Origin of the sequence: Oribacterium sp. oral taxon 078 str. F0262, from assembly GCF_000160135.1 — a bacterium.
Taxonomy (GTDB): Bacteria; Bacillota; Clostridia; order Lachnospirales; family Lachnospiraceae; genus Oribacterium.
In genome coordinates this window covers 392,783-405,233 of the sequence record NZ_GG729933.1, presented here as the reverse complement: position 1 = coordinate 405,233, position 12,451 = coordinate 392,783, and the positions used below count along the sequence as shown (strand labels likewise).

Below are 12,451 nucleotides of genomic sequence, written 5' to 3'. Positions count from 1 at the left end.
AAAAACTATGCTATAGTCGTATCAGCATGAAAACACCCCCGCGGACTTTCCCTGCCGCGGGGATGAAATGAGTCTCAGAAAGGAGATCTTATGTTCGAACAGCAAAAGCTCGGCTACAGCTACGATGCCCTGGAGCCCTTCCTCGACGCCCTCACGATGGAAACGCACTACAGCAAGCACCACGCGGCCTATACCAAAAATCTGAATGCCGCCCTGGAGAATGCCGGCATCCGTCCGGACTCCATCGAAAAGCTGCTCTCCTCCCTCGACGAAATATCCGACGAGGCCGTCCGGAAGGCGGTGCGGAACAACGGAGGAGGCTTTTACAACCACAATATCTACTTCCAGTCCCTGAGCCCCGAAAAGCACCGGGAGCCTGTCGGAAAGCTCGCGGACGCCATCCGGACACAGCTCGGCGGGACGGACAGCGTGAAGGAGAAGCTCAGCGCCCTCGCGGTCTCACTCTTTGGATCCGGCTGGGCCTGGCTCTCCGCAAATTCCGATGGAAAGCTTCAGCTTTCCTCAAGCGCCAATCAGGACAATCCCCTGATGGAGGGAAAGGGCTTCGTCCCGATCCTCGCGATCGACGTCTGGGAGCACGCCTATTACCTGAAGTACAAAAACCTCCGGGCCGACTATGTGAAGGCCTTCTGGGAGGTTCTCGACTGGAAAAAGGTCAGTGAAAGCTATGAAAAGCTCCTGAAATAGAAGACGCCCCGTATTTCAGCCGCTTTGCCTGCTCGTAAAAGGCAAAGCGGTCCGGGCGGTGCCGCGACTGCGTATACTCAAACATGACGCCATCCTTATTATAGGTATGGCTGGAGACCACGGCGAGACAGTTATAGTCCTTCATATCCATGTATTTCCCATCAATTTCCGTGATCCTTTCCACCGTGTACTTTCTTTTCGTGGTGACAATCGTCTCTCCGAGGACATACTCCATATATTCATAGATGGAGCCCTCGGCGATTTCTTTCGTGAGATTCCTCACAATGCTCTTCAGAAAATAGTTGTGATCCAAAATCAAAGCCTCTCCGTCCAGGTAGCGAAGCCTCTGAAGATAATAGATCTCCGCCCCGATCGGAAAATCCGTGCGGCGCTGAATCCGCTCCTCTACTAAAAGCTCCGCAAAGAAGATCACCTTCGTCTTTAATTCCAGGCGGTTCCTCGCGGCGGCCTCGCGGAGATTCTCGATTCCGCCGATCAAAAACTCCGCCTGCTCCTTTCTGCGGAACAGGACCACCGCTCCCTTCCCATGAATGATCTGGACATAGCCGTCCTCTGCAAGCTGCTGGAGAGCCCTGCGGACCGTATTTCGGGAGCAGCCGTAGTGCCGGATGAGCTGATGCTCTGAGGGGAGCATGCTCTGATACTCATAACGCTGATTCTCGATCTCCTCTCTCAGGTCCCTGTAAATCGCATCATACTTTGCTGCGGGCATGGCATTCTCCTCTTCAGCTGCTCCCCTCCGATTTCAAAAAAGAGAATAGCATCTTTTCCTCAGGCGGTCCACCGGATCCGCTGTCCTACCGGATTCCGACAAATTCGTATCCGGCCTCCTCCACCGCCTTTCTGAGTATCTCCTCCGGGATCTCCTGTCTGAGAGTGAGAAGCGCAGTGCCGCTCTCATGGGAGACCAGCGCGTTCTCCACTCCGGGGAGCTTTTCCAGGGCCTCCTTCACATGTCTCTCACAGTGCTCACACATCATTCCCTTAATCTTCAGCGTCTCTTTCATCTTTTCTTCCTTTCCGGAAAGCGGTCCTTCGCTCTCCATCCTGTTTGGATCGTTTCTGCTCTCCTCCTCGTGGCAGGGGGCGGGCAGCGGCTTCTCTTCCGCTTTTTCCCTGCCCGCTCCTCCTGCCGCCGAGGATGCCTCGGACTCAAGCTCTCCTCCCCAGGCCCTCCCCTTTCCCCTTCCATGGATCGGAAAAAGATTCAGACGAAGCGCATTCATGCACACCGTGAAGCTGGACAGAGACATCGCCGCCGCCCCCAGCATGGGGCTGATCCTCAGCATCGGGAGGAGCCCGGCTGCGATCGGGATCAAAATCGCATTATAGGCAAAGGCCCAGAAGAGGTTCTCATGGATATTCCGAAGCGTCGCACGGCTTAAGCGCACCGCGGCGGAGACATCCGTGAGGCGTGAGTTCATGAGTACCAGGTCCGCGGAGTCGATCGCGACATCCGTCCCCGCGCCGATCGCGATCCCGATGTCCGCTCTCGCAAGAGCCGGGGCATCATTGATGCCATCCCCCACCATCCCGGTCATGCCCTCCTTCTGGAGCTCCCGGATCACAGCCTCCTTTCCATCGGGCAGTACACCCGCTATGATCCGATCCACCCCGGCCTCCCGGCCGATCGCCTTCGCCGTTCTCTCATTGTCTCCGGTCAGCATGACAAGGGAAATCCCCATCCGCCGAAGCTCCGCCGCGGCCTCCGCGGAATCCTCCTTGATGCGATCCGAGACGGCGATCATCCCCAGAACCTCTCCGTCCCTTTCAAAATAAAGTGCTGTCTTTCCCTCCGCTGAAAGGGCTGCGGCTCTCTCCGAGAGCTTTGGGGGAAGCTTCGCCAAAGTGGAGATAAAGCTCCCGGATCCCCCGTGCAGTACGCTGTCTCCAAGTCTCCCCGTGAGGCCGTTTCCGGCGAGGACGCGGAAATCGCGGAGCTCTCCCGCATCGACATGCTCCTCCTCGGCTCTTCTCGTAACAGCCCCGGCGAGAGGATGCTCACTCCTCTTCTCGAGGGAGGCGGCGAGGAAGAGAAGCTCCCTCACCGAGACATTTTCCGCCGGGATCAGATCACTCACCTCCGGTCTCCCCTCAGTGATTGTCCCTGTCTTATCCAAAGCTATGATCCGGAGCTTCCCCGCATTTTCCAAGGCCTCCGAGGTCTTAAAAAGGATTCCGTTTCGGGCCCCCACTCCGTTTCCGACCATGATCGCGACCGGAGTCGCGAGGCCGAGCGCGCAGGGGCAGGAGATCACGAGCACACTGATCGCTCTCTCCAGGGAAAAGGCAAAGCTCTGTCCGGCGAAAAGCCAGCCCGCAAGCACAAGGAGCGCGATCAGCATGACCATAGGTACGAAAACTCCGGAGACCCGATCCGCCACTCTCGCGATCGGGGCCTTGGTCGCGGCCGCGTCGCTGACCATCTTGATGATCTGGGAGAAGGTCGTATCCTCCCCGACCCTCGTCGCTCTCGCCCGGATAAATCCGGATCGGTTGATCGTCGCCGCGCTCACCCGATCCCCCTCCTTTTTATCCACAGGAACGGATTCCCCAGTCAGCGCGGACTCATCCACCGCGCCGCCGCCGTCCACGATCACGCCGTCCACCGGGATGGACTCCCCGGGTTTTACGAGAAAGATATCTCCCGCTCTCACCTCCTCAATCGGCGTCTCGACCTCCCTTCCGTCCCGCTCGAGAAGCGCGGTCTTCGGCGCCATTTTCATCAGATTCTTCAAGGCGTCCGTCGTCCTCCCCTTGGAGAGAGACTCCAGGGTCTTTCCGACTGTGATCAGAGCCGGGATCATGGCTGCGGATTCGAAGTAGAGCTGATTATGATAGAGCTCCATGAGCTCCTGACTCTGCGCCCCGTTGGAGACAAGCCAGCTCATCCGGTAAAGAATATAAAGAGACCAGAGAAAGGATATCCCGGAGCCAAGCGCCACAAGGGTATCCATGTTCGGGGCCCCATGGCGAAGGGAGCGAAAGCCCGAGAGGAAAAAGGCCCGGTTAATCATCATCACGACGCCCGCAAGCAAAAGCTGTGTGAGCGAAAGCCCGATGGGATTGTGCTGCAAAAAGCCCGGGATCGGCAGTCCCAGCATCTTATGCCCCATGCTGAGATACATAAGAAGGAGCAAAAAGACGAGAGAGAGCTTAAGTCTTCGAAAAAGCTTCGCTGTCTCCCGGTCCCGGAGCGCTTCCTCTCCTCCGTCCGCCTCCTCCCTCTTCTCTGCTCTCTCCTTCGGGACCGCCCTGTATCCCGCGTTCTCCACAGCTCTCTCGATCTCGGCATCTCCCGCAGTCCCCTCTACCGACATGGAATTCGTGAGGAGGGAGACGGAGACAGACTTCACCCCGGGAAGCCTGGAGACCGCCTTTTCCACATGCGCCTGACAGGACGCGCAGCTCATGCCGCTCACATTGTACTGCCTTATTTTCCCCTGCTCTTTTTCCATCCTTTTTTCTCCCCTTATCTCTCTCATTCTGCCATTTCCCTGGGTCTGCCCCGCAGAAAAGCCCTCGGCGAAGCTCCGTTTTCCCGGCGGCCTGCCGCTCCGCTCTTCAGCGCATCAGCCTTTGGAGGAGGGCGCAGAGCTCATCGATGGCCTCGTCCTTTCCCTCCCGGATATCCTCCGCGACGCAGCTATGGATGTGACAAGAGAGCAAGCTCTTATTGAAGCTGTTTAAAGCGCTTGTCGCAGCGGAGACCTGAACCAGAATGTCCGGACAGTAGGCATCCCTCTCCACCATCCTCTCTATCCCCCGGATCTGTCCCTCCACCCTCTTAAGCCGTAAAAGAAGAGCTCTTTGCTCCTCTTCGCTCCGCTTCTTCCGGCGAGGTCCGCAGCAGGACTCCGGGGAAATGTCTCCCTCCGCCGACTCCGCATCGAAGAAATCTCTGTCTTCTGTCTCCTGCTTCTCCATCCTCACCTCCATAAGCCAAAAGCCATGCCGAAGCTGTGTACGGCTTCCTTCTCCCTGCAGTGTTTTTTCCGCCAAGCGGCAGATCTTCTCCCCACAGTCCGAAGCTTCTGAAATCCAAAGCTTTCAGGCTGCGGTCAAAGCCTTCTCCGCCGCTCTTCAAAGCCGAGGTAGATACCCATTAGGGGTATATCTTTTCAAAAGGATATTATACCCCCTATGGGTATTTGTCAAGTCCCGCTTCTCAGCTCTTTTCCATCTCCTCCCCCCGTTTCGCGGGAGCTTTCGTCTTTTCAATTATTTATTATAGAAATTCTCAATATATTGTCGTTATTTATTTAACAAAAACTCCTTTTCAAGCTCCTCCTATGGTGCTATGCTTCCAAAGGACGGTGCAGGGCCGCCCTTTGGGACCGGATTCTATCCGGGAAAGGAGAGAGCGTATGGCAAGATTTACTTTACCGCGGGATATTTATCATGGAAAAGGAGCTCTGGAGACACTGAAGAAGCTCGAGGGAAAGAGGGCGATGCTCCTTGTCGGCGGAGGCTCCATGAAGCGCTTCGGCTTCCTGGACAAGGCCGTCTCTTATCTGAAGGAAGCCGGTATGGAGGTCGAGCTCTATGAGGGGATCGAATCCGACCCTTCCGTAGATACGGTTATGAAGGGCGCAGAGGCGATGCAGCGCTTCCGCCCCGACTGGATCGTCGCGATGGGCGGAGGCTCTCCGATCGATGCGGCAAAGGCGATGTGGATCCGCTACGAATACCCCGACTGCAGCTTTGAAGATATGTGCAAGGTCTTCGGTCTTCCAAAGCTTCGGAGGAAGGCCCACTTCTGCGCCATCTCCTCCACCTCCGGCACCGCCACGGAGGTCACGGCCTTCTCCATCATCACAGACTATAAAAAGGGAACAAAGTATCCGATCGCGGATTTTGAAATCACTCCGGATATCGCCATCGTCGACCCGGAGCTCGCGGAGACCATGCCGAAGAAGCTGGTCGCCCACACCGGTATGGATGCGCTGACACACGCGATTGAAGCTTATGTCTCGACGGCGCATTGTGATTTTACGGACCCCCTCGCCATCCACGCGATCGAGCTCGTTCAGAAGAATCTCATCCCCTCCTACCAGGAGGACATGAGTGCGAGGGATACGATGCACAACGCGCAGTGCCTCGCCGGCATGGCCTTCTCCAATGCCCTGCTCGGCATCGTCCACTCCATGGCGCACAAGACCGGCGCCGCATTTGCGGACTGCGGAGCGCATCTGATCCACGGCGCGGCAAACGCGATGTATCTTCCGAAGGTCATCGCCTTCAACGCAAAGAATGCGGAGGCGAAGAAGCGCTACGCTGTCATCGCAGATTACATGCACCTTGGCGGAAAAAATGAGGATGAAAAGCTGAGCCTTCTCATCGCAGAGCTCCGCCGCATGAATGATGCGCTCAATATCCCCCACTGCATCCGAAATTACGGCGCGGATTCCCTCCCGACGGAGCAGGGCTTTGTCCCGGAGAAGATCTTCCTTGAGAGACTGCCCGGTATCGCGGAGCGTGCGATCGGAGACGCCTGCACCGGATCGAATCCCAGGATTCCGACACAGGAGGAGATGGAAAAGCTCCTGAAGGCCTGCTACTACGATACGGAGGTCGACTTCTAGGAAGGCCTCGATAAAATTTCATGTTGGGTCTTCCGAAAGCACTGTAAAATACTGCCCCCGGCGGGCGGCCGCGGCTTCGCTGCTCTGTCTGCGCGAGGGCGCCTTACGCCGCATAAAAAGCCCCCCGCGGATCCTTTGATCCACAGGGGGCTTATTTCCGAAAAAGCTTAGAGAATTACTTCAGCAGGAAACCGTACTTCACGGGATCATCATCATCCAGAACAAGCTGATTGAAGCCGGTTATATAGGCGCTCCCGGAGATCTTCGGAATGACCGCATCGTAATCTCCGACCTTCGCCGTCCCCACGATCTCTCCCTCGAAGATCGTGCCGAGAATCGACTCATAATAAAATTTCTCATGCTCCTTCAGTTCCCCGCGCGCAAATAAAGTCGCAAGCTTCGCGCTGGTTCCCGTTCCGCAGGGGGAGCGGTCAATCTGCCCCTGTCCGAAGGCGACACAGTTTCTGAGACTGGCTCCCTTGGTCTCCGTCTCGGACCACCATTCGACGAGGTCGACACTGTGGATATGCGAAAGCAGAGGGTGCTGCACCGGGATCTCCCTGTTGATGATCTCCCTCAGCTGAATTCCAAGCTTACTCAAAAGCTCCGCGTTCTCCGGCTTGATCTCGAGGCCGACCTGGTCCGCCCTCACGATCGCGAAGAAGGAGCCGCCAAAGGAAAGGTCAAATCGAATCTTTCCATGGCCGGGAAGCTCCACCTCCTGGTCCTTCTTATAGAGAAAAGCCGGGACATTCTGGAAGCTCACGCGCTTCGCCCTGCCGTTCTCCACCTGAACCTCGCCGCGGATAATGCCGGCCGGCGCCTCCTGGATGATCTTTGTGACAGGCTCCGTCACGGGGACCATCCCCGTCTCCACCGCAGTCGTCATGGCACCGATCGTCCCATGTCCGCACATATTCAGGTATCCGCCGCCATCCATGAAAATGATTCCGTAGTCCGCCTCCGGATCCGTCGGCTGAGTGAGGATCGCACCGAACATATCATTGTGTCCCCTTGGCTCCAGCATGAGAGAGGTCCTCAGCTGGTCCATATTCTCCTCCAGCCACTGCCTCTTTTCCGGCATGGACTTCCCCTTGATATTCGGGACGCCGCCGATCACAATTCTGGTGGCCTCACCCGCCGTGTGCGTGTCAACTGCCTGGATGCTTCTGAAAAGATTCATGCTTATCTTCCTCCATCTTCAAGTTCCTTATTCCTCCGCGGTCACTCCCGCGCCAAAAATCTCCTCTTCTATTTCTATTATATCCTCTGATGGGAAGCGCTGATTCGCTGTCTTGTCCGGGCTCAGACCTTCTTCTCTCCGCCCTCCGCTTCTGTCTCTCCGGCCTTTTTCTCCTTGTAGAGAGAATAGAACATCGAAAGTGCCGAGTATGCCATGACGATGACGATGACGATGCTGAGCACCTCATGAGAGAGACCGAGCACGAGACGGCTCGCGATAAATACGCCGATAACGCTCGGGATCACGGCGAAAAGCGACATCTTCCGGTTATACATCCCCTCCTTGATAAAGCGGATGGACGCCACCGGCATGAGATAAGCACAGGATCCCATCATGATCGGAAAAGCGACCTTCGGATCCATCCCCAGCAGCGAGACCAGAGCAAAGCAAGGGGCATAGAGTCCCACGCCGAGCGTCATGATCGCGCCGAGGAAGAAATTGATCACGACCGCAATGATGAGCTTCACTCCATGAAGACCGATCGCCTCTCCTTTTCCGGGAACCAAGCCTACCGTCTGGCAGACGATGACAACGCCGATCACCACGAGGGCGATACCCATAAAGAGCTGAACCTTCTGCTTTGAGAGCTTCGAGACCGCACCGGCACCGATCCATGCGCCGAGAGTCGCGGAAACAAGCATTGCGGCCAGCGTGAGCGGCTCTACCTGCACCGCCGAAATGAAGAAGCAGGCCTCCGCTATGACGGGAGGAACACAGGAGACATTCAGAGTCCCCGGGATCTTCCTGTCATCCACCTGATGAAGGCTCTTGTAGAGAGCGAGGCCAAGCGCGAAGGAACCAATGCCGAGCGTGTCCAAAAAATTGATTCCGAAACCGATCAACGCCGAGAGAAGACCGTTGGTCCCCTTCTCCAGTTCTCCGCGGTGGGCCAGGATATCTCTGACAAAATAGACTGCAAAAATCACAGCCAAAATCCCGAGTCCCCCCAATAAAAGATTGCTAACCATATTTTTTATCCTCCTCTGTCCTTCCCTTCCGTGAAATGATCCCAGACATCGTAAAAAACAACGACAAACTGCGGATCCCATCACTTCAGCTCTGCGGCCCATGCCGCATTCTCTGCGCTTCCCCCATTTTCCGGAAATTACACTTTGACGCTATCCCAAACGGAGACGTCTCTATTCTATGGCATTTCTGTTAGATTTTCAATCTATATTTTAATATAAATTAGTCACATTATCGAGGCTCTTCCCTTCCCCCACTCCACCGCTTTTTCCGAAAACTTCACGACAATTTTCCCGCTATTTTTCTCATTTTCCGTCTTTTTATTCTTATTTTTCTCATTTTCCACTTGCATTTCCGGAGAATCCGCGGTATATTGATTCCAGAAATTAGCAGCCACTCAGCTCTAATTTCAAATCAGGGGCTCCTTCCATTGACGTGACTTCTCAGGAATGACATCGGAAGGAGTTCCATTTGTTTGTAAAAGTCCCGGACGGCGCCTCTGTGTCTGCCGTGCTTGCACGGGCAGACACAGAGGCATCGGACGGGCTAGGCGTCATGAGCATGGAAGGCCGATAGGCCTGGAATGCGAATGACGGCGGCGATTACGAAAGGGCGAAGCCCGAAGCAATCGACTTTTACAAAATCTATGCACAGCATCTTACATCCAGCGCAAAGGAACGGGCTCACGGGCAGACACAGAGACATCGGACGGGCTAAGCGTCATGAGCATGGAAGGCCGATAGGCCTGGAATGCGAATGACGGCGGCGATTGCGAAAGGGCGAAGCCCGAAGCAATCGACTTTTACAAAATCTATGCACAGCATCTTACATCCAGCGCAAAGGAACGGGCACACGGGCAGACACAGAGGCATCGGACGGGCTAGGCGTCATGAGCATGGAAGGCCGATAGGCATCTGACATTCACACAAGAGGCAGCATTTACGAAAAAACAAGGCTCTTCAGAAGCTCCGGGAGCTCCCGGATATCACAGAGCCTTGCGGCGGGCTCCTCCGCCTCTCCGAAGCCATAGGCCGCATGGATAAAGGGGATCCCCGCGCTGCGGGCCGCTCTTTCATCCATGACGGTATCCCCCACGTAGAAGGCTCCCTCCCGGCTGATCCGATTCCTCTCCATCAAAGCCGCGATATTCTCTCCCTTCCCTTTTCCGGTATTTCCAAAGCACTCGATATCCTGAAAGTCACCCTCCTCTCCCAGAGAAAGCCCTCCGCAGTGAAGCAGTGTCTCGATATATCCCTTCTGGCAGTTTGAGACGATATAGAGCCGGATCCCTTCCTCCCGAAGTACCCGAAGCATTTTCACCGTCCCCGGATAGAAGCTCCCGCTGTGCAGCGCCAGGTAGGCATTCTCGTGCTGCATGCATTCCTCCATGATCCGGCAGCGCTCTTCCTGAAGGAGTCCCGGAAGTATCATCCGTCCGATTTCTTCCATGGTATGCCCCATATAACGGTACATATCCTCTCTCGTAAGCGGCGTCTTTCTGCAGCCCGGATATCGGGACAGCACCTCATTCCAGGACTCCGTGACCGCGTCGGAGGAGTCCCAAAGCGTTCCGTCCACATCAAAAATTACTGATTTTTCCATTTCTCTCCCCCGGAAGACAAGTCTCACCGCTTCCCTTATGAATGCGCACGCTTTTCCGGCATTCATTTCCCGTTCACACTTTGTTTCCAATTTGTTTACACCGAAAACATAGTTTATTCACTTCTGAAAACTATATTATACCTAGGATAACAAAGAGCAGTTATCCAGCCAAAAAGATTTTTTTCATAATACTCGGGCAGGGATCAAAGGATCCCTGCCCTCCTCCCATTTCAGGGATAAATTTCTGCCCCGCCGCAAAGATCGCAGGCGGGATTCTTTTATACCCAGGCATACAGAAGGAGAACAGCCTTTTATTATTAAAGGTCTGCCCCCCTCTGCAGGCCTGAGGGAAAAGTTCTTTTCCACTCGGGACTCTCCGCGGATTTACTCTCTCTCAAAATCCCACTGATTCCGCTTGACAAGCTATGGCATTTCTGCAGCTTACAGCCGCCGGGAAGGGTGTTGGCACAAGCGAAACGAATGCCTTCTCTCAAGCTGAAGCTTGAGGAACACCGCACATCATCCCGCTTTTTGGGAAAGCTTTACAAGCTCCGGCATAAGATACATAAGAAGCACCGCTATCCCATTATTCAAAAAATGAAGCCCCATCGAAGCCAGAATATTCCGCTTCTTTTCATAGAGCCGGCAGAGCATGAAGGAAAGCGGCAGGTATACCATAATCGCCAGCATATCCCGGGGCTTTCCGCTGAGGATCGCCGCAAGGCCGTGCACCAGGGAGAAAAGGGTCATAGATGCCGCGTAGGCGATGAGGCGTCCTCTCTGGCGGAGTCTCGCAAAGATGATCCCCCGGAAAACGGTCTCCTCAACGACCGGCGCAAAGATCAGCGCGAGGAAAATGACAACGAACTGCCAGGCCCTGCTCTGTCCGAAGATGCCGAAGATCTCCATCTGGTTTTGGTTTGTGACGCCGATCTTTTGCATAAGGAGAGCCAGCGGGACATTGATGAGATATACAAGAAGATTGCAGAGCAGGATATAAGCGAAATTCCGAAACGGCCTCCGAAAGGCTCTTCCGATGCCGTCGGAAAGCTCCTCCCGTTTTACAAGAATCACCTTACAAAGCATCAGCACATTGCCAAGGAAATAAAGGAGAAGATAAGGGAGAGTCTCCATCTTCCAGGGAGTGAAGCTCGATATAAGAGCGAGCAAAATACTGAGAAGCAGAAGATATCCCAGGAAATACCAAAGCAGAATACCCCGGTCTTCCTTCCAGCTGTTCCAAAGTTTCATAATCAAGTCCTTTCTCTCTATCCATTCCTTGGAGCGATCGGCCCTCCCCGTTTTCGCATCCGTCAAAGCTCTTCTTCCTCCTGCTCTTCCTCTCCCCTCTTAAGATCCCGAAGAGCGGCGGACAGGGAAGAGTCTTCCGCGCAGTCTTCCCGAGACTCATCGCCCTCCTTCCAATTCTCCAGGATGGGGCGGAGCTCCTCCTCTCTTTTCTCCTTCGGAATAAGGCGGGCGAAGATCTTCTCAAAAAAGGCAGAATTCAGCCAGGCGACAGCCGGATACCCGATCAGAAAGAGAAGGGGTGTGAGGATGGGGATCCAATAGATGCTGGACAGTGAAACGAGGATGAGCGCGCCGTCCAGAAGCAGCATCAGGATGGTAAAGCCCAGATTTCCGACGGCAAGTAAAAGAGCGTTTTTCAGCGTGCGCCACAAGCTGTTCTCAAAGCGGGCGAGCACCGGCCAAAGATAAAGGAAAACGATGAGCCAAAGCATCGTGAGCATAAGGATCACGGCGTGAAAAAACATCCCCCAAGGCCTCGGGCCCCGGAAGATCCGGAGAAAGAAAAAATGGTCTGCAAGGAGAAGAAGCCCCACAAGAAGCATAAGAAGAAAAAGGCAGACGGCCTGGCGGAAATTCTCCTTAAAGCTTTTGAAAAACATGTGGATGACCCCATTGTCTTCTTCCCGTACGATTTTCATGGTGCAGTAGTAAAGCGCAGTCGTGGAAGCCCCGATCGTGAAAACGGGGAGGCAGCACAAAAGCCAAAGGAGATTGAGAAGCATCATGTCTGCAAGCCGTCCGATAAATCTCCAGACCGGATTGTCATAATTGAATAGTCCCTGAAACATCTCTATCCCCCGCTCTTTTGCCGCCCGTTCTCTGGATTACTCGGATTGCTCCGCGCTTCCCGCTCCCGCAATCCGGGCGTTCATTCGCATTCCGCGGGGGATAAATACCTCCCCCGCTTCTTGCTCATGCCCGCTGCGCGCCTTAAGCGCATCCCCACTCTTTCGCGCAAGCGCTGAGAGCGGGGATGCGCTTAGGCGCTTGTAATCACATTGTACCCCGTCTGTCA

At 54.9% G+C, this 12,451-nt stretch carries 10 protein-coding genes; 2 read left to right on the top strand and 8 right to left on the bottom strand.

The window, feature by feature from the left end:
• The first annotated feature begins 90 nt into the window (after nucleotides 1–90).
• Complete coding sequence (locus GCWU000341_RS01815; RefSeq protein ID WP_009213980.1) at nucleotides 91–708, top strand: superoxide dismutase; 618 nt, start codon at nucleotides 91–93, stop codon at nucleotides 706–708.
• Here the strand turns inward: GCWU000341_RS01815 and treR are convergent.
• The 3 genes from treR to GCWU000341_RS01800 all read right to left on the bottom strand — a co-directional run bounded on the left by treR (nucleotide 677) and on the right by GCWU000341_RS01800 (nucleotide 4,668).
• Nucleotides 677–1,441 carry a trehalose operon repressor gene (gene treR, locus GCWU000341_RS01810; RefSeq protein ID WP_009213979.1) on the bottom strand — a complete coding sequence of 255 codons (765 nt, stop codon included), beginning with the start codon at nucleotides 1,439–1,441 and terminating at the stop codon, nucleotides 677–679. The two genes, GCWU000341_RS01815 and treR, sit on opposite strands and share 32 nt — an antisense overlap.
• Nucleotides 1,442–1,526: 85 nt before the next feature.
• Nucleotides 1,527–4,187, bottom strand: coding sequence for a heavy metal translocating P-type ATPase (locus GCWU000341_RS01805; RefSeq protein ID WP_196794783.1), 2,661 nt, complete (start codon nucleotides 4,185–4,187; stop codon nucleotides 1,527–1,529).
• Nucleotides 4,188–4,293: 106 nt separating this feature from the next.
• Nucleotides 4,294–4,668 carry a metal-sensing transcriptional repressor gene (locus tag GCWU000341_RS01800; protein WP_009213977.1) on the bottom strand — a complete coding sequence of 125 codons (375 nt, stop codon included), beginning with the start codon at nucleotides 4,666–4,668 and terminating at the stop codon, nucleotides 4,294–4,296.
• Nucleotides 4,669–5,096: 428 nt separating this feature from the next.
• Between GCWU000341_RS01800 and GCWU000341_RS01795 the strand changes: the two genes are divergently transcribed.
• On the top strand, nucleotides 5,097–6,314 hold the full coding sequence (locus GCWU000341_RS01795) for an iron-containing alcohol dehydrogenase (protein ID WP_040652901.1): 1,218 nt from the start codon (nucleotides 5,097–5,099) through the stop codon (nucleotides 6,312–6,314).
• Nucleotides 6,315–6,489: 175 nt separating this feature from the next.
• On the opposite strand, the gene GCWU000341_RS01790 is transcribed toward GCWU000341_RS01795, so the two are convergent.
• The 5 genes from GCWU000341_RS01790 to GCWU000341_RS01770 all read right to left on the bottom strand — a co-directional run bounded on the left by GCWU000341_RS01790 (nucleotide 6,490) and on the right by GCWU000341_RS01770 (nucleotide 12,224).
• The gene (locus GCWU000341_RS01790; protein ID WP_009213974.1) at nucleotides 6,490–7,497 is read right to left on the bottom strand and encodes a proline racemase; all 1,008 of its coding nucleotides are present in this window, start codon (nucleotides 7,495–7,497) and stop codon (nucleotides 6,490–6,492) included.
• Between the two features lie 122 nt (nucleotides 7,498–7,619).
• Entirely contained in the window at nucleotides 7,620–8,525 is a 906-nt protein-coding gene (locus GCWU000341_RS01785; protein WP_009213973.1) for a sulfite exporter TauE/SafE family protein, read from the bottom strand.
• A gap of 937 nt (nucleotides 8,526–9,462) precedes the next feature.
• Nucleotides 9,463–10,125, bottom strand: a complete 663-nt coding sequence (locus GCWU000341_RS01780) for an HAD family hydrolase (protein ID WP_040653247.1) — start codon at nucleotides 10,123–10,125, stop codon at nucleotides 9,463–9,465.
• Between the two features lie 519 nt (nucleotides 10,126–10,644).
• A complete protein-coding gene (locus GCWU000341_RS01775) occupies nucleotides 10,645–11,442 on the bottom strand; it encodes a CPBP family intramembrane glutamic endopeptidase (RefSeq protein WP_009213968.1) in 798 nt (265 codons plus the stop codon).
• Nucleotides 11,439–12,224 carry a YesL family protein gene (locus tag GCWU000341_RS01770; protein WP_009213967.1) on the bottom strand — a complete coding sequence of 262 codons (786 nt, stop codon included), beginning with the start codon at nucleotides 12,222–12,224 and terminating at the stop codon, nucleotides 11,439–11,441. The genes GCWU000341_RS01775 and GCWU000341_RS01770 overlap by 4 nt, the downstream gene beginning before the upstream one ends.
• Between the last annotated feature and the right edge of the window lie 227 nt (nucleotides 12,225–12,451).